The 26,249-nt window shown below is 37.0% G+C and carries 25 protein-coding genes and 1 pseudogene; 6 read left to right on the top strand and 20 right to left on the bottom strand.

The window, feature by feature from the left end; all coding sequences use genetic code 11:
• Window positions 1-15: 15 nt before the first annotated feature.
• The 8 genes from LDX58_RS02255 to LDX58_RS02220 form a co-directional block, all read right to left on the bottom strand.
• Window positions 16-1,665, bottom strand: coding sequence for a solute symporter family protein (locus LDX58_RS02255; RefSeq protein WP_227935231.1), 1,650 nt, complete (start codon window positions 1,663-1,665; stop codon window positions 16-18).
• Window positions 1,666-1,938, bottom strand: coding sequence for a hypothetical protein (locus LDX58_RS02250; protein ID WP_227935230.1), 273 nt, complete (start codon window positions 1,936-1,938; stop codon window positions 1,666-1,668).
• A gap of 784 nt (window positions 1,939-2,722) precedes the next feature.
• The gene (locus LDX58_RS02245; RefSeq protein WP_227935229.1) at window positions 2,723-2,887 is read right to left on the bottom strand and encodes a hypothetical protein; all 165 of its coding nucleotides are present in this window, start codon (window positions 2,885-2,887) and stop codon (window positions 2,723-2,725) included.
• Between the two features lie 60 nt (window positions 2,888-2,947).
• Complete coding sequence (gene pdxS / locus LDX58_RS02240; protein ID WP_227935228.1) at window positions 2,948-3,832, bottom strand: pyridoxal 5'-phosphate synthase lyase subunit PdxS; 885 nt, start codon at window positions 3,830-3,832, stop codon at window positions 2,948-2,950.
• 332 nt (window positions 3,833-4,164) lie between these two features.
• The gene (gene pruA / locus LDX58_RS02235; protein ID WP_227935227.1) at window positions 4,165-5,712 is read right to left on the bottom strand and encodes an L-glutamate gamma-semialdehyde dehydrogenase; all 1,548 of its coding nucleotides are present in this window, start codon (window positions 5,710-5,712) and stop codon (window positions 4,165-4,167) included.
• Between the two features lie 41 nt (window positions 5,713-5,753).
• The gene (locus tag LDX58_RS02230) at window positions 5,754-6,002 is read right to left on the bottom strand and encodes a biotin/lipoyl attachment domain-containing protein (protein WP_227935226.1); all 249 of its coding nucleotides are present in this window, start codon (window positions 6,000-6,002) and stop codon (window positions 5,754-5,756) included.
• 12 nt (window positions 6,003-6,014) lie between these two features.
• Window positions 6,015-7,277, bottom strand: a complete 1,263-nt coding sequence (locus LDX58_RS02225; protein WP_227935225.1) for a Glu/Leu/Phe/Val family dehydrogenase — start codon at window positions 7,275-7,277, stop codon at window positions 6,015-6,017.
• Between the two features lie 36 nt (window positions 7,278-7,313).
• On the bottom strand, window positions 7,314-8,510 hold the full coding sequence (locus tag LDX58_RS02220; protein WP_227935224.1) for an ornithine--oxo-acid transaminase: 1,197 nt from the start codon (window positions 8,508-8,510) through the stop codon (window positions 7,314-7,316).
• 292 nt (window positions 8,511-8,802) lie between these two features.
• On the opposite strand from LDX58_RS02220, the gene LDX58_RS02215 reads away from it, so the two are divergent.
• Window positions 8,803-10,263: a sigma-54 interaction domain-containing protein gene (locus LDX58_RS02215; RefSeq protein WP_227935223.1), complete on the top strand. Its 1,461-nt coding sequence runs from the start codon at window positions 8,803-8,805 to the stop codon at window positions 10,261-10,263.
• 905 nt (window positions 10,264-11,168) lie between these two features.
• On the top strand, window positions 11,169-11,333 hold the full coding sequence (locus tag LDX58_RS02210) for a transposase family protein (RefSeq protein ID WP_227935222.1): 165 nt from the start codon (window positions 11,169-11,171) through the stop codon (window positions 11,331-11,333).
• A 132-nt stretch (window positions 11,334-11,465) separates the two neighbouring features.
• Here LDX58_RS02210 and LDX58_RS26570 read toward each other — a convergent pair whose 3' ends face one another.
• The gene (locus LDX58_RS26570; RefSeq protein ID WP_227935475.1) at window positions 11,466-11,723 is read right to left on the bottom strand and encodes an IS3 family transposase; all 258 of its coding nucleotides are present in this window, start codon (window positions 11,721-11,723) and stop codon (window positions 11,466-11,468) included.
• An 879-nt stretch (window positions 11,724-12,602) separates the two neighbouring features.
• On the opposite strand from LDX58_RS26570, the gene LDX58_RS02200 reads away from it, so the two are divergent.
• From LDX58_RS02200 to LDX58_RS02190, 3 genes and pseudogenes are all read left to right on the top strand, one after another.
• Window positions 12,603-12,740 carry a hypothetical protein gene (locus tag LDX58_RS02200; protein ID WP_227935221.1) on the top strand — a complete coding sequence of 46 codons (138 nt, stop codon included), beginning with the start codon at window positions 12,603-12,605 and terminating at the stop codon, window positions 12,738-12,740.
• On the top strand, window positions 12,737-12,973 hold the full coding sequence (locus LDX58_RS02195) for a helix-turn-helix domain-containing protein (protein ID WP_227935220.1): 237 nt from the start codon (window positions 12,737-12,739) through the stop codon (window positions 12,971-12,973). Before LDX58_RS02200 ends, LDX58_RS02195 begins: the two co-directional genes overlap by 4 nt.
• 44 nt (window positions 12,974-13,017) lie before the next feature.
• Window positions 13,018-13,240 (top strand): annotated as a pseudogene (locus LDX58_RS02190) (IS3 family transposase); the annotation flags it as partial.
• 72 nt (window positions 13,241-13,312) lie between these two features.
• On the opposite strand, the gene LDX58_RS02185 reads toward LDX58_RS02190, so the two are convergent.
• From LDX58_RS02185 to LDX58_RS02175, 3 genes are read right to left on the bottom strand one after another with little or no spacing between them, the layout of a single operon-like run.
• On the bottom strand, window positions 13,313-14,416 hold the full coding sequence (locus tag LDX58_RS02185) for a GerAB/ArcD/ProY family transporter (protein WP_227935219.1): 1,104 nt from the start codon (window positions 14,414-14,416) through the stop codon (window positions 13,313-13,315).
• A 27-nt stretch (window positions 14,417-14,443) separates the two neighbouring features.
• Complete coding sequence (locus LDX58_RS02180; RefSeq protein WP_227935218.1) at window positions 14,444-15,643, bottom strand: Ger(x)C family spore germination protein; 1,200 nt, start codon at window positions 15,641-15,643, stop codon at window positions 14,444-14,446.
• Between the two features lie 11 nt (window positions 15,644-15,654).
• Complete coding sequence (locus tag LDX58_RS02175; protein WP_227935217.1) at window positions 15,655-17,214, bottom strand: spore germination protein; 1,560 nt, start codon at window positions 17,212-17,214, stop codon at window positions 15,655-15,657.
• A 334-nt stretch (window positions 17,215-17,548) separates the two neighbouring features.
• On the opposite strand from LDX58_RS02175, the gene LDX58_RS02170 reads away from it, so the two are divergent.
• On the top strand, window positions 17,549-17,890 hold the full coding sequence (locus LDX58_RS02170; protein WP_227935216.1) for a hypothetical protein: 342 nt from the start codon (window positions 17,549-17,551) through the stop codon (window positions 17,888-17,890).
• A gap of 277 nt (window positions 17,891-18,167) precedes the next feature.
• Here the strand turns inward: LDX58_RS02170 and tpx are convergent, their stop codons facing one another.
• From tpx to LDX58_RS02130, 8 genes are all read right to left on the bottom strand, one after another.
• Window positions 18,168-18,668, bottom strand: coding sequence for a thiol peroxidase (gene tpx, locus LDX58_RS02165; RefSeq protein ID WP_227935215.1), 501 nt, complete (start codon window positions 18,666-18,668; stop codon window positions 18,168-18,170).
• Between the two features lie 253 nt (window positions 18,669-18,921).
• A complete protein-coding gene (locus LDX58_RS02160) occupies window positions 18,922-19,779 on the bottom strand; it encodes a class II fructose-bisphosphate aldolase (protein ID WP_227935214.1) in 858 nt (285 codons plus the stop codon).
• A 66-nt stretch (window positions 19,780-19,845) separates the two neighbouring features.
• The gene (pfkA, locus tag LDX58_RS02155) at window positions 19,846-20,805 is read right to left on the bottom strand and encodes a 6-phosphofructokinase (protein ID WP_227935213.1); all 960 of its coding nucleotides are present in this window, start codon (window positions 20,803-20,805) and stop codon (window positions 19,846-19,848) included.
• Window positions 20,806-21,171: 366 nt separating this feature from the next.
• Window positions 21,172-22,164: an aldo/keto reductase gene (locus LDX58_RS02150; protein WP_227935212.1), complete on the bottom strand. Its 993-nt coding sequence runs from the start codon at window positions 22,162-22,164 to the stop codon at window positions 21,172-21,174.
• A gap of 11 nt (window positions 22,165-22,175) precedes the next feature.
• Window positions 22,176-23,456 carry a TRAP transporter large permease gene (locus LDX58_RS02145; RefSeq protein WP_227935211.1) on the bottom strand — a complete coding sequence of 427 codons (1,281 nt, stop codon included), beginning with the start codon at window positions 23,454-23,456 and terminating at the stop codon, window positions 22,176-22,178.
• A gap of 8 nt (window positions 23,457-23,464) precedes the next feature.
• A complete protein-coding gene (locus tag LDX58_RS02140; protein WP_227935210.1) occupies window positions 23,465-23,938 on the bottom strand; it encodes a TRAP transporter small permease in 474 nt (157 codons plus the stop codon).
• A 72-nt stretch (window positions 23,939-24,010) separates the two neighbouring features.
• A complete protein-coding gene (locus LDX58_RS02135; RefSeq protein WP_227935209.1) occupies window positions 24,011-25,033 on the bottom strand; it encodes a DctP family TRAP transporter solute-binding subunit in 1,023 nt (340 codons plus the stop codon).
• A 105-nt stretch (window positions 25,034-25,138) separates the two neighbouring features.
• Window positions 25,139-26,155, bottom strand: coding sequence for a zinc-dependent alcohol dehydrogenase (locus LDX58_RS02130; protein ID WP_227935208.1), 1,017 nt, complete (start codon window positions 26,153-26,155; stop codon window positions 25,139-25,141).
• Window positions 26,156-26,249: the final 94 nt, after the last annotated feature.

Raw genomic sequence — 26,249 nt, 5'->3', positions numbered from 1 at the left:
ATCCCCCTTAATCTATTACATATTCCATGGCAAAATTGCCCATATAGCAATAGCTGTACAAAAGATAACCGTAACCAGAGCCCCAAGCTTGCTATTGTATCGATAAGGCTGAACATCCTTCCAGCCATGGATTCTCTCTACTAAAACTTCATCTGCTTCAGGAGTTAGTTTTCCTTTTAGTGCCGGTATTCGGTTCGTTACATAGGACACAACAATTAAAAGTATAAAACTAACAGGTACTGCAAGCATCGCTCCAGAAAGTCCCATTCCATCGGTTACCCCATGCCCAGTTAAAACGATGCTTGGGAAGACAAATGGTGAAACAATGATATAGAGCAAACCACCGATAACAGAAGCGGAAATAGCACCAATTCTGTTTGCTTCCTTCCACCAAACCCCCATCAAGATTAATGGAGCATTTGTCACTCCTGCAAGACCAAAGGCCCAGAGGATACTAACAACGAGAAAAGCTGGGGGATTAATAGCAAGCAAAATACTGACTATTCCACCGAAAAAGATGGCAATATAACCAAGGCGAACGCGTATTTTATTTGTTAGATTGGGTTTTAATGTTGTAACAATATCTTGTGACAGCAGGGCCCCAATCGCCAACAAGTTACCACTTAACGTTGAAAGACCTGCTGAAATGGCACCTGCGATTACAAGTGCTGTGACCCATTCAGGGTTGTAAACTAAATTCAAAATGAGTGTAAGTTTGTCAGCATCACCATCTGAAATGACAATACCCTGAGACTCAGTTGCGAATACACCAACAAAGCCCATTGCATACGTGGCAGAGAAAACGAGACCAAGAATGAACGCAAACCAGACCATAGCGGACCTAGCACTCTTTAAATTTGAAGCTGTATAAATTCTCATAGCAAGATGCGGCAGACCTAGAGCACCAATTGTCAGGGCAGGGATAATTGAAAAGTACCATTTCGGTGAAAATTGATAATCAAAAAATCCAGGCATTGCCTCAAGCATTGCAGGTACCATATCCGCATAAAGGAGCGGTGGGAAATACCAGCCACTGCCACCAACAGCTTTCATGATAGCACCGAGTGGAACGATGAACATAAGAGCCATAATTACCATCTGAATGGCCGCATTATTAGTAGCCCCAGCCATTCCACCAAGCGTAATGTAACCAACGATAATAAGACCGCCTACAATTAGACCTGTCATATATGGGATACCGAGAACGGTTTCAAATGCTAGGGCAATTCCAATCATTTGACCAAGGGCGTACATGATCGATACGAGAATCATAAAAAGGGCAGCTATGATCGATGCACTCACCCCGTATCGCTCTCGAATAAAATGTGTTGGAGAAAAGGCTCCCATCCTACGAAGACACGTCCCATAAATTATTGTGATAAGAGGGATCGCAAGAATGAGCTGAATCCAGAGAATAATAAAAGGAACTTGAAGCTTTAAAATTAGGGCAGTAATGCCAAGGAATGTGGCAAGACTCATATATGTAGAGGCCATCGCCAAACCATTCGTAAGTGGTCCTACACTAGCTCCTGCGACGTATAAATCCTGAACCGATTTACTATTACGATTGGAAATATAGCCAACTACGTAAAACAACAAAAATGTTGCTATAATTGCAACGAGTCCAAGTAGTGGATTGGATAATTGCCATGCTTGTTCTCCCATTTATAACACTCCTTTCTGCTTCTCGGTATCAACTGTCATAGCGCTCTCCCGATCGATTTCATCATCAATATGATTGCCGATCTTGCCCGCTATGATTGTTAAAATAAAGATGCCGAACCAACCGAGAAAAATAGGAATTATATACATAACTGGAAATCCGAACAACATTCCATCAACTGGAAAGATAGAAAAAAATAATCCTGCATTGCCAACAACGATAAAAACGAGAGACATCACAACAGTAAACCAAACTTCTTTTTTATAAGCTCCCATAAGTACCCCCTAAAAAATAAGTTTAACGTTTCTTTATAAGAGCGACCGCTCAGTTCGTTAACAACCTTACTCTTTTACATTTTTTTGAGAGACTCTAAGTTGGTTGTTTAGTTTTTTCTAACCTTCCAAGAATTATTTCAAGGTTCACTCCCCTTTCTTTGACAACTATCCTAAATGTAATTTTAACCAGACTGTTTAAATAGTTTTAATTTACCTCCTATCCAGAATATAGTTTAATTGTAACCGCTTTCAAAATAGTGTCAAGATATATTGTGAATCTTCAGAATATCTATTATTATTTTACTAATTTTGATGAGTTAGCTCATACTTCTTTATACCCACTCTCTTAATACGAGTATAATTTAACGATACACACTTCTTTTATTCATTTTTTATTCATTTAATTAGATGTTCTCGCCATACTTTGATGTACGGTTTGCTTGACATAGAGCTCGGAGGGCATGATATCCCTACGAGGAAATATTTTTCCAAAGCCACCAGCCGCCAAATAAGGCTTCTTGCCCTCCACTCTAAATCGCTCTTGCCACTAAGTTTCTCTGCTATCTCTATAGATTCATGTCTTAATTCTTTATGCTTCAACCTATTGTTTTTGACAAAACCCTTGTGGCTAAATTGAGAATGCTAGAATACATGCAACGCTCAATATAAAAGTTCATCAACAACAAGAGCTTTCTATTGGTATCCTCATAGGTTACGAACTGACAGAGGTAAAGAATGCACCTTATTTCACTATCTACCCGATATTAACTAGTTTGTTTTACAATCAATATCTAATAGGGTCGAACTTTCTTTTGCTTGAATCTTTTACATATCCCAAAAGCAAATGATCTCTTTTAGCATTCTTTATTTTTTCGTCTAGCAGCTCAGGCATTACATGCTCTTCACGTATGACTTTCTTTTGCCACTCAATCCACTCTTTATTTGCCATTTTTAAATCTCCTATCTTAGCTCTATTAATAAGCAACTCCGACAAAATAGACGCCTCCTGCTACCAACCGCGCTCTTGCATCCGTTCAGAAGGGTTTAGGGAAGAGATCTCAATCCCTTTCATTGCCGTTCCTAATCCTTTTGAAAGCTCAGCAATTAAAGCATAGTCTTCATAGTGAGTAGTTGCTTCAACGATTGCACGTGCAAACTTCTCAGGGTTATCCGATTTGAAAATACCTGAACCTACAAACACCCCATCTGCACCTAATTGCATCATTAATGCTGCATCCGCAGGAGTAGCAATTCCACCGGCTGCAAAGTTGACGACAGGTAGTTTTCCCGTCTCTTTAATTTGTAATAACAGCTCAAATGATGCACCTAAATTTTTCGCCTCCGTCATTAATTCATCCGTAGACATCTGTTTAACCTTTTGAATCTGCCCTTTAATCATCCGCATATGACGAACAGCCTCAACAATGTTCCCTGTACCAGGCTCACCTTTTGTCCGGATCATTGATGCGCCTTCACCAATCCGACGAGAGGCTTCTCCTAAATCTCGCGCACCACATACAAATGGTACAGTGAAGTCACGCTTATACAAATGGAACACTTCATCCGCAGGTGTTAATACTTCACTTTCATCTATATAATCAACACCCATCGCTTCAAGTACCCGCGCTTCTACAATATGGCCAATACGAGCTTTTGCCATAACTGGCACCGATACAGCATTTAACACCTGTTCAACAATCGTCGGATCAGCCATTCTCGCTACACCACCTGCTGCACGAATGTCGGCCGGCACCCGCTCAAGCGCCATAACTGCGACAGCACCTGCTTGCTCTGCTATTTTTGCTTGTTCTGCATTAATGACGTCCATGATCACGCCACCTTTTTGCATTTCTGCCATACCACGTTTAACTCGTTCTGTCGCTATATCTTTCATAATTTCCCCCTATAACTTTTGAAAAAAAGTGATTACAACTATCTAGTGATTTTCACTTAACGCTTTTATCTTGAAATCTACCTTAATTAAATGGCCGTTGAATCTTCTATTAACTTCTATCTCTAATGGATTAATAGAGTAGTGATCAATATTTAAATCGATATTTTCAATTAATAAATCGTTATTTAAATAAAACACATTCATTTCTCCAGGCCTTACCTGATAGATTTTTTTAGCAAATTCTTCCCATGTGCTTACATCAATAAAAAGGTTTATTTAAAATACTTCCCTACTCAAAAATTTGAGTAGGGAAGCTTTAAACCTATAATTTTTTAATACATTTCTGAAATTGTTTTAGCTTGCATATGAAGCGCTAAATAATCAGGTCCGCCTGCTTTGGAATCCGTACCAGACATCTTAAAACCACCAAATGGGTGATAACCTACAATCGCACCTGTGCAGTTACGGTTGAAGTAAAGATTTCCGACATGGAAGCCTTGTTTTGCTTGTTCAATATGTGCACGATTATTCGAAATCACGGCTCCGGTAAGTCCATATTCAGTATTATTTGCGATTTCAAGAGCATGGTCAAAATCTTTTGCTTTACTAAATCCAACAACTGGACCAAAAATTTCTTCCTGCATAACTCTTGAGTTCGGATCTAAATCACCAAATATTGTCGGTTGGATAAAGAATCCTTTAGAGTCGTCTCCTTCTCCTCCAGTTAGAAGATGCCCTTCTTTTTTTCCAATTTCGACATAGCTCATGATTTTGTCAAAAGCAGCTTTATCAACAACTGGACCCATGTACATTTCACGTGTTGTTGGTTCGCCAACAGATAGTTCCTTTGTTAAACGGACAACTTTTTCAAGCACTTCATCATAAACATCTTGATGAACTACCGCACGTGAGCCTGCCGAACACTTTTGTCCAGAGAATCCGAATGCAGATGTGACAATCGACTCCGCTGCTAAGTCTAAATCAGCTTCGCTATCGACAACAACTGTATCTTTTCCTCCCATTTCAACGATTACTCGTTTTAAATGTTGTTGACCTGGGTGAACTACCGCTGCTCTTTCATATAAACGAACACCAACATCACGAGATCCTGTAAAAGTAATTAAACTTGTTTTCGGGTGATCAACTAAATAATCCCCTACTTCTGCACCGCTTCCTGGAATGAAATTCAAAACGCCTTTTGGAAGACCAGCTTCTTCAAGAACTTCTGCAAACTTATAAGCTACTACAGGTGTTGTACTTGCAGGTTTTAAAAGCACTGTATTTCCTGTTACAATCGGTGCTACAGTTGTTCCTGCCATAATTGCAAAAGCAAAATTCCACGGAGAAATAGTCACACATACACCAGTCGACTGATAAATGTAACGATTTTGTTCACCAACACGGCTATTAATTGCCTTACCATCTTTTAACTCGATCATTTGGCGTGCATAATACTCAAGGAAATCGATTCCTTCAGCCGTATCTCCATCTGCTTCTTTCCAAGGCTTACCTGCTTCTTTTACAAGCCACGCTGAAAATTCATGCTTACGACGGCGAATGATTGCAGCCGCACGGATTAGAATATTAGCTCTTTCTTCAGGATTAACATTTCTCCAAGTTTGAAATGCTTGGTCCGCAGCTTGGATCGCAGCTTCAGCTATTTCTTTGTTCGCTTTTGAAACCGTTCCAACGACCTCTTCTTTGTTCGATGGATTATTTGATACGATTTTCGCTTCGGTCGTAATACGTTCCCCACCGACAATTAGTGGATAATCTTTTCCAAGTTCTTTTTCTACTTTTCTTAATGCTTCTTCAAATGCAATTCTGTTTTCCTCTACACTAAAATCAGTAAATGGTTCATGCTTATAAGTTGTTAACATATGTTATTCCTCCAAGTTTTTCATTTTTATTGTTTGCTAGATTAATCACTACCAGTTGGACGTGTATCTTCTTTCAATACAGCTAACGTCATCTGTGTACACACTCTTTCTCCTAGAGTTACATGTACTTTCGAGACGATTCCACTAGCCCCTAATTCTACTTTTTTAATAGTTCCGTTTGCTGTTTTAATTAGAAATAAAGGTTCCCACTCATAAACAAACGACCCTTCACTTACGAATACTTTCTCTACAACGCCGTCAGATAAACTATCTACTGCCAGGTAACCCAAATGAATCCCTCCTTAAACCCAACCACGGAATCTTGATGCTTCAGCTGTTTTTCGTACACCAACCATGTATGCAGCTAGCCTTGTATCGACTTTGTGCAAATTTGCTGTGTGAATAACTGAATTAAATGCATTAACTACTTTTTCGCGAAGCTTTTCACTTACTTCTTCTTCTGACCAGTAGTATCCTAAATTATTTTGTACCCATTCAAAATAAGATACGGTGACGCCGCCAGAACTTGCCAACACATCTGGAACAATCAATATATCACGATTTGTTAAAATGGTTGTTGCTTCCATTGTCGTCGGTCCATTCGCTGCTTCAACTACGATCGATGCTTTAATTTGATAAGCGTTATCTCGTGTAATTTGATTGGCAACCGCAGCTGGCACTAATATATCACACTCACATTCAAGTAGTTCTTTGTTTGTAATTGTATTTTTAAATAAATTCGTTACGGTTCCAAAAGAATCACGTTTATCTAGTAAATAATCAATGTCTAATCCGTTTTCATCATATAAAGCAGCATACGCATCGGAAATTCCAATTATTTTCGCACCTTGCTCTGATAAAATTTTAGCCAAGTACCCACCAGCATTACCGAAACCTTGAATGATAATTTTTGCTCCGACAATGTTCATTTGTTTTTTCTTAGCCGCTTCTTCTATGCAAATAGCAACGCCCATAGCGGTTGCTGTTTCTCTACCGTAGGAGCCACCTAATACGATTGGCTTACCCGTGATAAAGGCTGGAGAATCAAATTCACGAATCCGGCTATATTCATCCATCATCCATGCCATTATTTGAGAGTTAGTAAAGACATCTGGAGCTGGAATATCCTTTGTGGGGCCAACTATTTGACTGATCGCTCTAACATACCCTCTACTCAAGCGCTCAAGTTCTCGAAAAGACATCGTTCTTGGATCACAGACGATTCCGCCTTTTCCACCACCATAAGGTACATTGACAATTCCACATTTTAAAGTCATCCACATTGATAAAGCTTTTACGTCATCCTCTGTCACTTCCGGATGAAAGCGGATGCCCCCTTTTGTCGGACCAACTGCATCATTATGCTGCGCGCGGTAACCAGTAAACACTTTAGTTTCTCCGTTATCCATGCATATAGGGATTCTGACTGTTAACATACGGACCGGTTCTTTAAGCAATTCAAACATTTCATCTTTATAACCTAACTTACTCAAGGCTTGTTTGATAACTTGTTGCGTTGATGATAATACGCTAGCCTCTTTGCCTTGTTCAATGACAGCTCCCACGGACTTCCACCTCAATTTTCATTTTTGCCTAATCTATTATTTCCCTAGAACTTTATAAATTTTTTCGATTGCCCAATCAAGATCTTCCTTCTCAATGACAAGAGGTGGTGCAAAGCGAATAACCTTTTCATGTGTTTCTTTACATAACAAACCTTCTTCTTTCAATTGCTCGCAATATTTTCTAGCAGGTTCTGTAAGTTCAACACCAATAAATAAACCTCTACCTCGAACTTCTTTAATGATTGGGTTGTCAATTTGTTCTAGTTTTTCTTTTAAATAGTTTCCTAGTTCGAATGAACGTTGAACTAAATTTTCTTCTTCGATGACTTCAAGAGCAGCAAGGGAAACTGCACAAGCAAGTGGGTTTCCACCAAACGTTGAACCATGAGAACCTGGCTCAAATACTCCAAGAATATCTTGATTAGCCGCAATAATTGAAATCGGGAATACGCCACCGCCAAGAGCTTTTCCTAAAATATACATATCGGGTACTACATTCTCCCAATCACAAGCAAATAGTTTTCCTGAACGTCCTAAGCCTGCTTGAATTTCATCGGCGATAAACAAAACATTTTCCTTTTTACATAATTCGAATGCTTCCGTCAAGAATCCGTCTCTAGGAATAATAATTCCCGCTTCACCTTGAATCGGCTCAAACATGAACGCTGCCGTATTAGGTGTAATAGCTTCTTTTAATGCATCGATATCACCGTATGGAATAATCTTAATTCCCGGAAGCATCGGACCAAATCCACGCTTATACTCATCATTAGAAGAAAGGGAAACCGCAGTCATTGTTCGACCATGAAAGTTTTCTTCACACACGATAATTTCCGCTTGATTTTCTGCTACACCTTTAACATCATAAGACCAACGACGAGCTGCTTTAACAGCCGTTTCAACTGCCTCAGCACCTGTATTCATAGGAAGAATCATATCTTTCCCCGTTAACTGAGCTGCTTTTTCATAAAATGGTGCAAGCTGATCATTATGAAAAGCACGAGAAGTTAATGTGATTTTATCGGCTTGTTTTTTTAATGCATCTATAATTTTCGGGTGACAATGTCCTTGGTTAACTGCAGAATAAGCGCTTAACATATCTAAATACTTGTTTCCTTCAGGATCCTTCACCCAAGCTCCTTTTCCTTCTGCAATAACAACCGGTAATGGATGGTAATTTCTAGCTCCAAACGTTTCAGTTTTTTCAATAATTGTTGTACTTAACATTGTCATTCCTCCTAAAAAAACTTCATTTTATTTTTTACACTCACTTTTATACTTGCAATTTCTGTGCCAACTTTTAAAACAGATAAACTCAGCTATCCCCCCTCAAAAAAGAAAAAATTTTTTCTTTTTTGTATAAATAATTTTACAAAAGAAATTTTTTTATACATAATAAGAAAATAGACTAGTAAACTGGCTATTTTATATAAAAAAAATTGTCATTCTAAACATTCACGTATAAACTTAAAGAAAGATAACAAAGCAAGTAATAATCGAAAATAAAAAAGAGAGGTGCTATTTCATGCACTCAAACCAAAACGAACTCAACCAACTAGTAAAGATCTATGAAACGTTATTAAATGAAATCGATGTCGGCGTCCATGCAATCAATGAATCTGGCAAAACCGTTATGTACAATAATAAAATGATGGAAATTGAATCTCTTTCAAAAGAAGACGTATTTAATAAGGATTTTTTAGAAGTATTTGAATTTGAAGAAGGTCAAAGAAGCACTTTGCTTGAAGCGTTGTTTCAAAAAAAGAAATTTACAAATATGAGACAGACGTACTTTACGAAAAACGGAAAGGCGATTACGACCATCAATAATACGTTTCCAATCTATCTTGGCGATCAAGTAATTGGGGCTATAGAAATAGCCAAAGATGTTACAAAATTAGAAAACCTGATTAAAAACAATTTGAACCTAAAAGGTGACACACGTTTTACGTTTGATAGTTTAATTGGTGAAAGCGATGCGATTAAAGAAGTAATTGAAATTGCCAAAAGAGCGACTAGAACGCCTTCCTCGGTTCTGATTATTGGCGAAACAGGTACTGGTAAAGAATTATTCGCTCAAGGTATCCATAATGGAAGTGAACACTCTTCCGGTCCTTTTATTTCTCAAAACTGCGCCGCCATGCCCGATACACTGATTGAAAGTCTGCTGTTTGGAACTAAAAAAGGAGCATTCACAGGAGCAACTGATCAAGTTGGGTTATTTGAACAAGCGGAAGGAGGTACGCTTTTATTAGATGAGATTAACTCATTAAGCCCAATGCTTCAAGCAAAACTTCTTAGATCCATTCAAGAAAAGTCTATTAAGCGAATTGGCGATACGATTACTAGAAAGGTTAACGTTCGAATTATCGCAACCATCAATGAAGATCCAGTCGAAGCAATTGCTAACAACCGATTACGTAAAGATTTATATTACCGCCTGAGTGTTGTTTCTCTGTTCATTCCTCCTTTAAGAGAGCGAAAAGAGGATATTCCTTTTTTAGTCAACAGTTTCATACAGAAATATAATCACATTTTTCAAATGGAAGTAACTAATGTCAGTGAAGAAGTCACGCAATTATTAAAGCAATATGATTGGCCAGGAAATGTCAGGGAACTTGAACATATTATTGAGGCATCAATGAATGTATTAATAGGAGAATCGATTATCGATTTCTCTCACTTACCGTTTCACTTTAGAAACAAGTCAGCACTTTCCTCAACAATAGAGTCATCAATGGTAGGTGTCTATAATACAAATAATGAAAACAATAGCACAATTCCTAAAGATCGCTTAAATGACAATGAATTAAACAGCGCAGTTCCGCGCGGCAATTTAAAGGACTATTTACTTCAAGCAGAAAAGTATTACATTAAGAAATCCTTAGAAGAAAATAAATTTCATAAAACCAAAACTGCAAATGAACTAGGCTTAAGCAGACAAACTCTTCAATATCGTATTAAGAGACTTGATATTGATTCGTAGATTATTTTATCTTATGTAGAATCAGAATAATACAGTACATGATTTAACAATTCTTCAATAAAACTTGTTTCAACCTGACTTCGAATGATAGTCAATAGTTAATACTGCGTCTCAATTCCAAAAAAGATTACACCTTCAATAAAAAATAGAGAAAGACCTTATATTAAGGGCTTTCTCTTCAATAATTTATTATTCTACAATATCCATTCATGAATATTATAAAACATTCCAAAGTCTGTAGGTCCGAGGTCTTTTCGATAATATATTACATTTACCATCCTATAAACTCGACGATAATGAGCGAGATCGAGACCATTGTTCTATCTTTCATACCAGATAGAACTTTGGCTGTTTCCACTTCTTTCAAACTCAAATTCTTGCTATTTCAGCCAAGTTAGGATTACTCGGAAATCTAGAACAACTGAACGTTGCCTGCGACGGTACGCCCGTTGTCACTTCATCCCACATCCGAAGCAAGAACCACTTGTAACTGTCGCGCACAAGGTATAATGAAATGCAATCATGCCGCAAGCACTCCCAGCCAGACTGTGACAGCGGTTGGAATAGTCATCGAGAAAAGTACTTCAACGGGTATCATCTCTACATGATTAATGCCTGCGACAGTCCATACGACTTACCCTTATATCCGCGTCTTAATTTACAAGGAAACGTATCTCCACATTGGGCCCGCCACTTTTTTGTAAATTACAGTGTCATTGAGTTAGGACTACCAAGTCGTCCAGCAAACAGTTGGACATTCATCAAAAACAACAACAGAAGGTTATGTTGATAAACATATTCAAAAGAAACATGATGCTTCCTTACATTGGGATGAGCAATTATTTTCATCTAAGTAGAATAAGCATTTATATAGATTCTTTAGTAGCAATCGGAGACAGGATGGTGTGTCAACACTAAACAAGCATCAAACAACCCGTTATCGAGATTATCTTTATAAGGAATGTCTTGGGTCAACTATCAAAACGGTCAGCAAGAAGGAAAACGTCCCTTATACGACATTAGAGAATTCGATTGCCAAAGAGAAAGAAGTTGAACAGTTTGATGAGTAGCTAGATGAACATGAAGAACTAGCCGTGTTATAGGAAATTAAAAAACAGACGTAGTTCCAATGCTCGCCTACTTTGACATACGTTAAGTCACTCACCAATACAGACATCTCTTCATCTACTTGAAATTCCGATCTAAACGTTTCGGACGGATTCTTTATTTGGTCGGGTGCTCATTGGTTTGTAGGACGGTTGTGCATACTTCGATTGGATTCCAATCTCTCCCATCAATCTACCTATGCGACGTCTGGAAACCGTGTGACCAGCTTTTAAAAGGACACCTTTTATTTTGCGAGTTCCAAATACTTGGTGGTTTTCGTTAAAGATCCTTAATATTTCTTCTTTTAGTTTTTGTTCTTCTGTAGCCTTTTCTTGTTCGTTTTTAGCGGTAATTTCTGTTTCATAGTAAAAAAGTACTTCGAGCTATTTGTAGAACTTTGCACATTGCTGATACCGAATAGATGTGTCGATTTTTTTCGATCACTTCTTTTTTCGTCCTATGATCAGCGCGGCTTGCTAAAATATTCTTACATGAGTTCTGTCTCAACGAAAAATTGCAAAAAGGTTAAGAATATCAAGAAATACTGTAAGCTAATGAAAATAAATGAAGCTCCGACCACTATACGACAAAAAGTATATAGTCGAATTCTATCTTCCGACTTGTTCCGGAAAATTATCATAAAATTGATTTAATAAATAAGTCAGGTATGAATTTAGTTCAAATCGATCTCTATTAACAAAATCAGACAAGTTTAATTTACTTTCTCTAGACACAATTTTACCCCCTTTATTTAAATTCCTTACCTTTATGATTACCAAACTATCACTCTTTTAAACATATAAATTAATAAAATAGGTTATTTGTGAATTTCCTAGTAAAACATAGCAAAGCCCTTAACTACTCCTTTTTTTTGGAAGTTTATGGGTTATGGATACTTAGAATGATTATTTTTTTGAGTCATAAAAAAAGCTATTCTCAATGGAGCTTGGCTTTCTTAATATTTTTAGAGCCTTCATGGTGCAGTGAAGTTAATTTTTCTTTATCCTTTTTTTAAGTTATGAAGTTGTACAACATAGTCTACAAATTCTGTTTCTTCAGTAGTATAGAATGGCTCATCCCCTTCTAGTTCGTTGTCTTTATCATAAGATATTAACCACCAAGTGTTATCGCCGTCAAAATTATAAGTAATTGATACCGCGAACACACGGAGAACGGCTTGCCTCCAGGGAAATGGACAAGTATTTGATCAATCGAAGCAGTTAAATGGCGTATTGAAGGAAGAACAGAAGCGTTCGAAGCAATTAGAAAAAGAGCTACAAAAGAAGGAAAAGGCATTAGTGGAAGCAGCGGCGTTATTATTGCTTAGAAAAAAGGCCCAAGCGATTTTGGGGGACGAAGAGGCAGAATGATTAGCCCGTCAAATCGCGCATTAGCTGTCGAACTCATCCAAGAATCCAATCAAACCGGTGCGCGATTAGCAAAGGCTTGCGAGGAACTTCATATCAGCGTTCGAACATATGAGCGCTGGGTGGCAGAGGGTGATGTAAAGGTCGATCAGCGTCCATTTGTGAGAAGACCTGTGCCGAAAAATAAGTTGCCCGATGAAGAAAAAGAGGAAATACTTAAGTTAATATTATTATGAAATAACAAGTTAGAGCTGTCCAAGTTCATTTTGGGGCTATAGAAGGACAATCTATGTCTAGAAGAGGAAACTGTTGGGATAACGCTCCACAAGAATCATTTTTCGGGCATTTTTAGGACGAAGCATATATAAACCGTGTTCGACTTTAGAAGAGCTTAAAAAGGAAATAAAAAGTTATATGACGTATTAAACCATTATAGATATCAATGGAATTTAAAGAAGATGACCCCTGTTGAATACAGAAATCACCTTCTAGATGTAGCATAGTCTTTTTTAAAATTGTCCTTTACATAGGGTACAGATTACCATATGGATAGCTTATTATGCTCTAACGCCTCTTTACTTTTTTAACTTAAAAACTTTAGTCTTGATTGCCCAAACTAATAAAAGAATTAAAGGTAGAAGTAAACCAAAGCCTAATGAAATGCTTGGCCATATTTTTGTCATGAATTCTATAAAATGGTTGATGTCTGAAAAAAGTTTTATTGATAAAGTCACCAAAATAACAGCTAAAGGTAAAGAGAGAAGTCGATAATTCTTGAGCCCTAACGTTTGTGTTAGAGAAATTACCGATATGTAAAAGCAAATTAACAATTTAAAATATATAGTAACGATCCAGATTGCAGATAATAACCCTTCTATTCGTCGGATAACATTCTCAATTTTAATTTGTTGGGATAAAATGTAAATTGGATATAACTGAGTAGCAGTTTCTTCTGCCCCCAAAATAGAAACGACAAGAAATGAACTAACAATTAAAATTCCCCCTCCCATTGCAGCCCCTAGTAAAAAGTGATTTTTTGTGTTTTTCTCTATTTTCACTTGAGGATAGATAACTAAAAAAAGAACAAGCTCCAGAAAAGTAGAACTTATCAGCAAAAACGATCCATTCAAAATAGGAACCAACCCCTGTTCAAAAACAGGTCGTACATTATCAAGTTTAATATCTGTCATGACCAACAAAAAGAATAAAAGCATAAAAATATATAACCACGGGATACAAATTTCACATGTTCGTACAATATTTTCAAGCCCGTATATAGCACCTAACATAACAACACCTAAAAAAAAGATATGTACGGCTAACTTAGGAGTTTCAGGTAACGTAGTAATCGTCATGAAGTCCCCTAGACTGCGTAGAAGAATAATAGAAAGTCCAAACGAAAAAGCAAAAAATAATAAAACAATCATTCTGCCTAGCCACTTACCAAAGATTGTAGGAATGTATTCAGCGAACGTCATAGTTGGAAATAACCGAGCCACTGTCTGATAAAACCATACAAGCAAAAGTCCCCCACCTACACCAATAATGGAAGCAATCCAAGCATCTTGCTTTGCTTCCTCTGCAAGTAACGTTGGTAGGAATAATATCGAGTTTCCGACAGTAAATAATATCACCAGTTTTCTAAACTGACGTGGTCCTATCTTTATATTTTGTACCAAAAAATTCACCCTTTCAAAAAATCAATCTTAATTATTCTTCATCCTTTCAAGAAAAGATTTATTACTTCTAAATGCATGTTTAATAGTAACGTTGACCTCAACTTTAACCATTAAGTTTTCAAAATGGTTGTCCCAATCATCTTGGACATTCTTCCAGTACGTTGGATTGGCCCGATTTATAACACTGCCAAAGCCAAAGATATCTGCTTGATATGTCGATTGAACTTTTTCTATTACTTCTTCAATTTCAGTTTTTATCGTTGTTTCTGTTTCTTTTTCAAGTTTATTGAACGATTCCGGATTAGACAGTTCTATGTCACACCCAAGCTGTGTGATAGCACCATCTACATCAACAGTAATAGTAATCTGAGGGTTACCATTTTTTAATTCAAATTCTGTTTTTTCTTTCGCTTTCTGTACTTCGACATTGATATCTCCTTTATTAGGACAGGGAAAACTAACCGTTGTACTTTTTATATTTCCTTGAACAAAGTTATAACCTCTACTTTCATTTTCATTTAACCAGCCAATTAATCGATCTTCCTTAAACACCGCTAATCCAGAATAGTTTAAATGAGCGGGCGGACTAATCCGTGTTTTATTTTCTTTTGTCTTTCCTACTTCTTCATTTCCTTCAATCTCAAGGCCTGCTACTACAGCTTCTTTTCCGCTACTAAGTATGTCACCAACTAAATCCCCAAACATTAATGCAGTCGTTCCACCCCAAACTTCAGAGGAAACATTAAGGGAAGTCGACATTTTACTCGCAGGAATTTGTTCTAACGGTGTTAATACTTCAAGGATTTCCTGTGCTTCTGATCCTTTTGCGACAACAATAAAAAAGTCTTTTCCGTAATCATGATCTCTTATTACATGATCAAATAGCTCTCCTAATCCTTCCCTAGCTAATTTTTCACTAATGACAATCACTTGTAAGTGCCCTACAAAGAGCTGTCTTGTACTTTCTGTAGTCATTTTACGTAACGCTTCTTGTATTCCATTTCCTTTTCCTTGAAAATTCGCTACCGGAGCATCTTGCAAAGGCACTTCGCCTCCTAATGCACTTGGGTTAATCACTTGATTTGTAACAGTAATTTGATCGCCCTCTTTATCTAGACCTAACGCTAAAATAAATACGAGTTCGTTTAACTCACTATAGTTCCAACACCCCGTTACCAACGTCAATATTGCTAGTAATACAGCTAACTTTTTTATCCTTTTTATCACATTGATCCCCTCTAACGTTTTTTAGACCTATTGTTATTGCGTAAGACATTTATTTGGTCCATAAATTGCGGTCTTGAAATCATTTTCCCCCAAGGTACGCGGATCATTGTATCCTTATAATCTGCTTTAGTAGAAGGAGCATATGGAGACATAAATGGTATACCAAACGATCGCAGACTGCATAAGTGTTGGACCATTAATATCATCCCCAAAATAATTCCAAAAAGACCAAATGATGCGGCTAAAATCATCATTCCAAAGCGTAAGATTCTAAAAGCATTCGCCATATTATAAGCAGGTATTGCAAAACTTGTAATTGCTGTTATCGCTACTACAATAACCATTGCCGGTGAAACAAGTCCTGCCTCTACAGCGGCTTGTCCAATGACTAACGCACCTACAATTGAAATAGCTTGGCCAACAGCTCTCGGCATTCTTATCCCTGCCTCTCGTAACAATTCGAAAGTTGCTTCCATCAGTAATGCTTCAATAATGAGAGGAAACGGAACCCCTTCTCTTTGTTCAGTTAGGTTTATTAAGAGGGATTGAGGCAACATTTCATAGTGAAAAGCTGTAACAGCAATAAACATAGAAGGCGCTAAAAAGGTTATGAAAATAGAAATAAAACGCAACAGTCGAAGAAGCGATGAAATTTCTGAGCGCTGATAATAGTCTTCTGCTGATTGTAGAAATTGAGGAAAAATAGCTGGAACGATTAAAACAAAAGGAGTTCCATCAATGAGTATGACAACGCGTCCCTCTAAAAGTGCAGCTGCAGCGGTATCTGGTCTTTCAGTATTAAAAATTGTAGGAAATGGTGTGTATGTATGATCTTGAATAAGTTCCTCAATGTAGCCGCTTTCTAATATCCCATCAATCTTTATCTGACTCAGTCGTTGACGAACCTCTTTAATAACTGTTTCATCCACAATTCCATGAATATACATAAGAGCTACTACTGTTTTTGTAACTCTTCCGATTTGCTGCTCTTCTAACCTTAGAGTTGAATCTTTAATTTTCCTCCTGACTAAAGCAGTATTAAAACGGATATTTTCAGAAAAGCCTTCTCTCGGCCCCCTGATTACCGTTTGCGAAGAGGGCTCTTGAACTCCACGTTCTTCCCACCCTTTTAAACCGACAAGAAATCCAGTCGTATATCCATTCAATAAAATTGCAGGATCCCCTGATAAGACTCCTGCCAGCAAAGTCTCAAAATCTCCTACTTCTTTTAATTCACCAACTGAGATGACTAACTCCTTCAATACGTGAAAAGGGTCTTTTGTTGTAGATTTAAAATCCGCATTAAAAAGTAAGGATTCAAGAACAAAGTCATTTAACGAAGAGCTGTTAGATAATCCGTCAACAAAAATGATACTTACTTGAACATCTCGGTCTTGACCAATACTAATCTGTCTAATAATAATGTCAGAACTGTTTCCAAGTGTCTCTTGAATGATTTGAATATTTTTTTTAAGATTTATATAGAGCGACTTTTCCTGCTTATTAATTTCAATTGAATTAGTTTGAGGTAAATGATTGTTTACTACCGTTCTTTTTCTTAAGCGTCTCATTTATTATAAAACCTCCCACCTTCTTAGGTTTTCCTTAATTCAAAATTATTATGTCATTCATAGGAAGGATTTATGATGTGGAAGTAGAGATGTGCTTTATAGGTTCCTGACGTCGCATAGGTAGATTGATGGGAGAGCTTGGAATCGAATCGAAGCATGCACAACCTCCTACAAACCAATGAGCTCCCGACCAAATGAAGAATCCGATCGAAACGTGTTAGATCGGGAATTTCAAGTAGATGATGAGATGTCTGTATTGGTGAGTGACTTAACGTATGTCAAAGTAGACCAGCATTGGAACTACGTCTGTTTTTTGACCTATATAGAGAAATAGTTGGTTAGCGTTGGAAAGCGCAAAGACGCAACTTTAGTTCAACGTGCCTTCGCAACTGTTAATCGCCCATTAGAGAATGTGAAACTATTTCATACAGTTCGTGGATCTGAGTTTAAAAACATTGGTATCGATGAATTATTAAGTGAATATGAGGTTGAACGCTCTTTGAGCCATAAAGGAAACCCTTATGATAATGCGGTGGCAGAAGCAACATTTAAGATCCTAAAAACTGAATTAATAAACGGAGCGCACTTTCCACCCCTCACCAGCTTGATCTTGAACTTTTTGATTATGTCAATTGATACAATAATATCCGTTCGCTCAGTACACTTGGCTAATTAAGTCCAGTAGATACCGAAACTTAGCCCTTAAAAAGATTGCTTGATTTAGTGTTGACATACTAAAATTAATTGGGGAACAAATAGGGGTTAAATTTACTAAAATTGTAAATCTACGTTTTTATGAGGTCTAGAAGATTGAGTTAACAAAGACAATTGAATAAATTAAGTCTGCAATTTTTTTGCTCTACTAAAGTATGTGTTTGTAATAAAGAGTGACCCAAAATTTATATTCTTGGGTCACCCTCCTTTTATCCTTAAACAAGTATCTCTGTCAATTTTTATTGTGCAGTTTTAACAGCTTCAATCGCTGCGTCATAATTAGGATGATTCGTTACTTCACTTACATACTCAACGTATGTTACCTTGTTGTTAGAATCAATTACAAATACTGCACGTGCTAATAAACGTAATTCTTTAATGTGAACTCCATATGCTTCACCAAATGAAAGATCACGGTGGTCAGAAAGAGTTTTAACATTTTCAAGTCCATTTGAACCACACCATCTTTTTTGTGCAAAAGGCAAATCAACACTAATAGTTAAAACTTCAACATTCCTTAAATTAGATGCGTCTTCGTTGAAATGGCGTGTTTGAGCGTCACAAACCCCTGTGTCAATAGAAGGTACAACAGAGATTAAACGAACCTTTCCTTTTGAGTTTTCAAGTGTTACTGGGGATAAATCATTATCAAGGACTATAAAATCTGGTGCTGCGTCCCCAACTTTCAATTCATTTCCTAATAATGTAAAAGGGTCATTTAAAAATGTAATTGAAGCCATACCAATTCCGCCTTTTAGGTCTTTGCAGTAGATATCTTAGTCATCCAAATAACAATAGTAATGAATAATTAAGATTGTATATTCACTATCTTGTAAACTTGTATACTAAGCAACCCAACGAGTTAAAGGATACCACAAGTGACCTGTCTCCTACCTCTTATATCAGCAGCAATAGTACGTAATATGAAAGGGTCTCAACATCCAGTGTTGTTATCTCTTTTCTATATAGCTACTACTTTCATCTAATCTTTTATTAACATTTACCAGAAGACCCAAATGCACGCATTTTTTCAATAACTGTTTCTTTAATAGCCTCTCTACCTGGTCCTATAAATTTACGTGGATCGTATACTACTCTATCATTACTTAAGACTTCACGCGCTACCTGAGTAAATGCAATTTGGTTTTCTGTGTTAACGTTAATTTTTGCAGTTCCTAATGAGATTGCTTTTTGAATTTGCTCAGTCGGTATACCAGTACCACCATGTAATACTAATGGCAAATCAATCGTTTTACAGATTTCATCCATTTCTTTAAAACCTAATTTAGGCTCACCTTTATATGGACCATGAACTGAGCCTAATGCTGGTGCTAGACAATCAATCCCTGTTTGTTTGACAAGCTCTTGACACTCTTTTGGATCAGCATAAATAACACCTTCAGCCACTACATCGTCCTCTTGCCCACCAACTGTGCCTAGCTCCGCTTCTACAGATACTCCCTGTTTATGGGCGTACTCAACAACTTGTTTTGTTACTTTTACATTCTCTTCAAACGGAGAATGAGAAGCGTCAATCATCACGGATGTGAATCCAGCATCAATTGCTACTTTACACTTTTCAAAACTAGAACCGTGGTCTAAATGAATTGCTACTGGAACTGTGATTTTTGATTCCTCAATTAGTGCTTTTACTATTGCAGTAACAACTTTAAATCCTCCCATATAACGAGCTGCACCTTCAGATACTCCAAGGATTACAGGTGACTTTTCTTCTTCGGCAGCGTTTAATATAGCTTGCGTCCATTCTAAGTTATTGATATTAAACTGACCAACAGCGTACCCTTCCTTTAATGCCTTATTTAACATGTCTTTCATAGATTCTAAAGCCAATTTAAATCCTCCTTAAAACAAATATTATTTTATTTGCAGTTATTTCATTATTCACTAGAAACACATTTAGATCGATAAACTTCTAGCTAATTGATAATCTGAGATATTCAAAATGTGCTGTTCTTCTGCTGCTTTCTCAAAGGACATATGAATGATTTGACAATTTTTCCACCCAACCATTACACCTTTTTCACCGTCTATTAATAGATCTATGGCTTTAGCTCCAAATCTGCTAGCCATCATCCGATCGTAAGCTGTAGGAGTTCCACCTCGCTGGAGCAGACCTAACACTACTACCCTTGATTCATGCTTTAATTTTTCATGAAGCTTCTTTTTTAGTTCTTCTCCATTACATACTCCTTCTGCTAAAACGATGATACTATGCATTTTTCCACGTTCTTTTCCTTTTTTTATTCGGGTAAGAACATCATCTAGTTGATATGATACTTCTGGAATAATAATAGATTCCGCTCCAGAACATAAACCTGTCCATAAGGCAATATCACCAGCATGGCGACCCATTACTTCTATAATACAGATACGTTCATGAGAATAGGCAGTGTCCCGTATTTTATCAATAGCTTCTACAACAGTATTAATAGCTGTATCAAAACCAATCGAATAGTCGGTACCAGCAATATCGTTATCTATTGTTCCAGGAATCCCAATTGTAGGAAATCCTTGTGCAGTTAATTTACTTGCACCTCTAAAAGAACCATCACCACCTATCACAATCAATCCTTCAATACCAGCTTTCTTTAATGATTTAATTGCTTTTTGCTGGCCTTCGGTCGTTTTAAAAAATTCACTACGAGCACTCCTTAAAATCGTTCCTCCACGGTGAATTATATCTCCTACACTCCCGAGTTCCATTTGATAGAAATCACCTTCCATAAGGCCTGTGTACCCATATCTGACCCCGTAAACTTCCAGGCCATTATAAATACCACGTCTTACAACTGCTCGAATAGCTGCATTCATTCCAGGGGCATCCCCGCCACTTGTTAAAACCGCTACCTTTTTCATACTTAACCTCCAATCCGCCTATACTTGTATACTTGTATACTTGTCTGCTAAGTTAACTAAGTTAAGTTTACTTTTACAAATCATTGCTGTCAATAAAAAGTTATGTTATTAAACAGTTTGTTAATGCAATGCACTACTATTACTTGGGAAATGGAATTATTCAAGGGAATTATAAAGGGGACTAATAAGTATAGAGCTTCTATGTTTTAACACACTTAACTTTGGAGTGATTTTATAGACGAATAGCAACGATTTTAGGATTGAATGTTTAGTTTCTATATTATTAATTTAATTAGAGATAAGATAGGATGTCATCATCTAGATCTTAATTATATAAGTTAAAAAAGTAATAGAGAATATACCCTATTACTTTTCAGAAGATAAAGGTCTAAAAATCTCCTCCGTTCGGTCAGTAGCAAATGGTGGTGCAACAGATAGTTTAGTAATCTCTTCACGCCATTCTTTTGTCATCTTTATCTCAAGGGATGCTAAGGCAGCATTTAATTGTTCAAGATTTCTTGCACCTATAATAGGTGCTGTTACTCCAGGATGAGACATCACCCATGAGATGGCAAGGGAAGCCGGGTCGATTCTTCTTTCTTTAGCATGTACTGAAAACAGCTCAGCCACTTCATAGTTGCTTTGACCGGAATAACGTTTTGTGTACGCCTCGTCTTCGACCAATCTCCCCAATGCTGGCATTTTATCTACGCCATATTTCCCTGTTAATAAGCCACCACCAAGAGGACTGTAGGTAATCACACCTACTTGTTCAGATTGAGCGAGTGGTAAAATTTCTACTTCTGCTTGGCGTTTTACTAGATTGTACATTGGTTGAATTAATTCAAACCGAGCTAATTGTTCTTTTGCAGATATACCTAGTGCTTTCGCGATTTGCCATGCTGCCCAATTACTTACGGCTGGGTATAAGATTTTCCCTTGAGATTGCAAATCATCTAATGCCCTTAATGTTTCATCCATAGGTGTCGTTGGATCAAACTGATGAACAAAATAAAAATCAATCCGGTCCGTTTTCAATCTTCTTAAACTATTTTCCACCTCGAGCATAATTTGGCGGCGCGATAACCCTCTCGCATTTATGTCTGCACTCATTGGATTATATACTTTGCTGGAAAGGATAATCTCATCTCGACAATCAGAGATACACTCCCCTAATATTTCCTCTGCTGCCCCATTAGAATATGAGTTGGCACAGTCAAAAAAGTTAATACCTGCTTCACGTGTTCGATGAAACATTTCTTTAGAAGTTTCTTTGTCGGCACCTCCGCCAAATGACATCGTTCCAAAACATAAACTTGAGACTTTTACTCCTGTTTTCCCAACTGTACGGTATTCCATTTATATCTCCCCTATCTGAAAAAGTCTGTTAAAAATAAGGATAGCTCAGGAATAAGTGTTACAACAGCTAAACTTAAAATCATCGCAATAAAGAAAGGCATTGTCGCTCTTGCTAACGTTTCAATACTTAAGCCTGAAATTCCTGATCCAACAAACAGATTGACACCTACTGGTGGCGTGATAAAACCAATTGCTAAATTTATAATCATAATAATCCCGAAATGAATAGGGTCCACTCCTATACTTACCGCAATTGGCAATAAAATAGGAACTAAAATAATAATCGCTGCGACTGTATCCATAACCATACCAACAAATAAAAGTAAAATAATTAGTAATAACATAATAATTATCGGGTTAGATGAAATACTTAACAAAAGGTCTGCAACCATTTTCGGGATTTGTTCCATCGTTAATATTCTTCCAAATGCATTGGCAGTACCGATAATAATTAAAATAGTCGCAGAAGTAAGAGCAGCATCTTGTATTACTTTAGGAAATTTTTTTATGGTTAATTCCTTATAAACAAAAACACTCACCACTGTCGCATACACAACTGCAACAACTGCAGCTTCTGTCGGGGTGAAAATACCTCCATATATCCCACCTAAGATAATCACAGGGATAAGTATTGCCCATTTTGCTTCATTAACTGCCATTACTACTCTTTTTAATGTGAATTTTTCTCCATTACCTTTGTAATTTTTCTTCTTCGAATAAATATAACACCATACCATCATAACTAACCCAACAAGAATACCTGGTAAAATTCCTGCTATAAACATATCACCGATCGAAACACTTCCAGCAACACCGTAAATAACCATAGGGATACTAGGCGGAATAATAATACCTAATGAACCAGCTGCTACAACTACCGCTGTCGCAAATTTTTTATCGTACCCATAACCTACCATTGCTGGGATCATAATGCCTCCTACTGCCGCAACTGTAGCAGGACCTGACCCAGAAATAGCAGCAAAAAACATACAAGTTAAGACGGCTGCTATGGCAAAACCTCCAGTAAAATTACCTACAAAAACATTTGCCAGTTTAAAAAGCCTCTCTGAAATTCCTCCTTTTCCCATAATTTCGCCCGCTAATATAAAGAATGGAACAGCCATTAATGGAAAAGAGTCTGTGGATTGAACTAAACTTTGTGCAAGATATTGAATGGAAACTACATCAGCAAAGATAATTGTCACAAGTGTAGCTAATCCAAGCGAAATGCCGATCGGTACTGTTAGGAGTAGAAAAAATGCAAAACTACCAAATAATACAAGTGCTGTCATAAGACCACCTACTCTTCAGATTTATAAGTTTGAATTTGAATTTTCATTTGCTGAATGATCCTAATCGCAGTTAATAATAATCCAACCATCGGAGCTGCATAAACCCATTGCATTGGAATATTCATTGCAGGAGAACTACGCGTCACGTTGGCCACAACCTCAAAACTATAGTAAGCAAGCAGGACAGCAAAAATTAAGAATGTTAGATTAGCACAGATACCTAATACCAATTGCCCTTTTCGTTTAAATAGTAAAGCAAATGCATCTACTTTTATATGCGCTTGTTTTTTCACTCCAAAACTTACTCCGATATAAATCAACCATATAAATGCATATCTAGCTAGTTCTTCTGACCAAACTAAAGATGAATCTAGAATATAACGCATAAAGACTTGCACGAAAACAACCACAACAGTGAGAATACTTAAAACTATAAGTATAAACGACTCTATGTTCTTATCTAACCAATGTAAAACTTTCATAATTGGCCCCCTCTGATGAAAAAGCAGAACCTACCTAAGATATAGTTAGGATAGATTCTGCTTTCAATTGAACTATTGTTGAGCATTTAGAATACTATCAATAAGATCCTTTCCATAAACATCTTCATATTCTGCATAGACTGCCTGTGATGCTTCTCTAAACGATGCAATATCAGGACGGTTTACTTTCATTCCCGCTTCTTCTAACTCAGCAAGCAAAGCAGCTTCATCTTCCATAACTTTATTTCTATGAAACTCAGAAGTCTCGACTACACTTGACTGGATAATCTCTTGTTGTTCAGGTGTTAGAGTGTTCCAGAATTTATCACTTATTGCTACAGTTGTTGGGGCATAAGAATGTCCTGTTAAGCTTAAATAGTCTTGGACTTCAGAAAACTTACTTGCGTGAATGTTGGAAATAGGATTTTCCTGCCCATCAACCGTACCTTGTTGCAATGCCATATACAATTCACCAAACGCCATCGGAGTAGGGTTCGATCCGAGAGCCCTAAAGATACTGATTAAAATAGGCATTTCAGGTGTTCTGATTTTCATTCCTTTTAAATCTTCCACTGTTTCAATTGATTTTTTACTATTTGTAACATGTCTGAATCCATTTTCTAAATGACCTAAAACTCTTAAGTTGTCATCTAATAACGGTTCAAATACTGCCTGCCCAATCTCACCATCTAATGCTTCCCAAGCTTGCTCATTTGTTTCGAATAAAAATGGTAATCCAAAAACATCCACTTTAGACTCATATTGTGCAAACGTGCTGGCTGCTACCATTTGAATATCATCGAATGCAACCCCTTCCACCATCTGCGGTTCGCTTCCTAATACTTCATTTGGAAAAACCTCAACAGTGATTTGATTGTCTGACTTTTCCTCAACTAATGACTTAAATTTCAATGCTGCCTCATGTCTTGAATTTGATTCAGCTGCACTATGTGCAAATTTAATCTTAATTTCTTCTCCACTACTATCATTTGTTGTCTCGCTCTCATTCGTTGCTTTTTCTCCCCCACATGCTGCTAATAGCGAGATCATCACAATTAAGATCATAGAGATAAAGCCTTTACTTAGTTTATTCATTTTTCTTCCCCCTAAATTTATTTTTATATAAAAATAGATATGTTAAAAAAGTACTTAGAACACATCTAGTTTTTAACGAATGAACTGCAAAAAAATATTACTTTATTAAAAATCGACTACTATCTTTATAGGATAACCTTCTTTAGTTAAAGCCACTTCCATTGCATGACTGATCTCATTAAAATCAAATCGATGTGTAATAAGTGATTCCAACTGATACCGTTTACTAGCAATAATGTTAATTGCTGTTTCAAAATCTTCTTTAACATACATCGCAGACCCAAGCATTTGCGTTTCAGCAATCATTAATTCATTTAAATCAATAGCTACTTTTTCCTCAAACAAAGCAAGTGAAATGACTTTCCCTTTTCTTTTAATGACTGAGAACGCTTCTTTAATTACAGATTCATGACCAGCTGAAAGGAAAACATGATCAAATTCACCAATATAATCTGAGGCATACTGTTTTAATGATTGTTTATTTATGTTTACTACATCTGTAGCACACAATTTTTTCCCTATTTCCAAATTGACATCTATTGCATCTGTCAAACAAATGGTCGTAGCTCCTTTATAATGTGCTGCAACCGCTGTTGCGAGGCCAATAGGTCCCGACCCAAGAATGGCTACTTTATCTCCTTTTCTTACATCCGCAACATTAACTGCATGAACCCCTACAGCTAAGGGCTCTGTTAAGACTGCCAATTCAGGGGAAACAGTATCTGGGATCTTATATACAGTTTGCTGCGGAGCCACCATATACTCTGCAAATCCCCCATCCCATTTCGGAGTTCCAAGGACAACTTTTTCTTTACATAGATTGTATTGATCTTCCCTGCATGGTTGACAATGGCCACAGCTAATTTGCGGTTCAATGGTCACTACGTCTCCAACTTTCTTACTAGTTACCTTATTACCTATTTCACTAACTTTGCCAATTATTTCATGACCTAATATGCTTGGGGGAAAGCGAAAAGGATGGTTTCCCATATAGGCGTGGACATCAGAACCACATATCCCTGCTTTTCTGACTTGAATTAGTACTTCGTGATCTTCAAGTTTAGGCATCTCTTTTTCTATTAATGTCATATGATTGTTCCGGTCAAACAAAGCTACTTTCAAAATAATTCCTCCTGTCTTTAACTCTTTTAAAAAGGTAGAAAATCAATTAGGAAAACGCTTTCAATACGCATTAAAAAATGAGAGTAAATAGCAT

Origin of the sequence: Alkalihalobacillus deserti (genome assembly GCF_020734105.1) — a bacterium.
Lineage (GTDB): Bacteria > Bacillota > Bacilli > Bacillales > Bacillaceae_D > Halalkalibacter > Halalkalibacter deserti.
The sequence above is the reverse complement of the archived record's forward strand: the minus strand, read 5'-3'. Positions and strand labels throughout refer to the sequence as shown.

What these genes read in the sequence shown, in the direction of transcription:
- LDX58_RS02250 (WP_227935230.1), bottom strand. Translation starts at nt 1,938, where the DNA reads ATGGGAGCTTATAAAAAAGAAGTTTGGTTTACTGTTGTGATGTCTCTC.
- LDX58_RS02195 (WP_227935220.1), top strand. Translation starts at nt 12,737, where the DNA reads ATGATTAGCCCGTCAAATCGCGCATTAGCTGTCGAACTCATCCAAGAA.
- LDX58_RS02220 (WP_227935224.1), bottom strand. Translation starts at nt 8,510, where the DNA reads ATGACAATGTTAAGTACAACAATTATTGAAAAAACTGAAACGTTTGGA.
- LDX58_RS02140 (WP_227935210.1), bottom strand. Translation starts at nt 23,938, where the DNA reads ATGAAAGTTTTACATTGGTTAGATAAGAACATAGAGTCGTTTATACTT.
- pfkA (WP_227935213.1), bottom strand. Translation starts at nt 20,805, where the DNA reads ATGAAAAAGGTAGCGGTTTTAACAAGTGGCGGGGATGCCCCTGGAATG.
- pruA (WP_227935227.1), bottom strand. Translation starts at nt 5,712, where the DNA reads ATGTTAACAACTTATAAGCATGAACCATTTACTGATTTTAGTGTAGAG.
- LDX58_RS02245 (WP_227935229.1), bottom strand. Translation starts at nt 2,887, where the DNA reads ATGGCAAATAAAGAGTGGATTGAGTGGCAAAAGAAAGTCATACGTGAA.
- LDX58_RS02135 (WP_227935209.1), bottom strand. Translation starts at nt 25,033, where the DNA reads ATGAATAAACTAAGTAAAGGCTTTATCTCTATGATCTTAATTGTGATG.
- LDX58_RS02150 (WP_227935212.1), bottom strand. Translation starts at nt 22,164, where the DNA reads ATGGAATACCGTACAGTTGGGAAAACAGGAGTAAAAGTCTCAAGTTTA.
- pdxS (WP_227935228.1), bottom strand. Translation starts at nt 3,832, where the DNA reads ATGAAAGATATAGCGACAGAACGAGTTAAACGTGGTATGGCAGAAATG.
- LDX58_RS02175 (WP_227935217.1), bottom strand. Translation starts at nt 17,214, where the DNA reads ATGAGACGCTTAAGAAAAAGAACGGTAGTAAACAATCATTTACCTCAA.
- tpx (WP_227935215.1), bottom strand. Translation starts at nt 18,668, where the DNA reads ATGGCTTCAATTACATTTTTAAATGACCCTTTTACATTATTAGGAAAT.
- LDX58_RS02255 (WP_227935231.1), bottom strand. Translation starts at nt 1,665, where the DNA reads ATGGGAGAACAAGCATGGCAATTATCCAATCCACTACTTGGACTCGTT.
- LDX58_RS02215 (WP_227935223.1), top strand. Translation starts at nt 8,803, where the DNA reads ATGCACTCAAACCAAAACGAACTCAACCAACTAGTAAAGATCTATGAA.
- LDX58_RS02145 (WP_227935211.1), bottom strand. Translation starts at nt 23,456, where the DNA reads ATGACAGCACTTGTATTATTTGGTAGTTTTGCATTTTTTCTACTCCTA.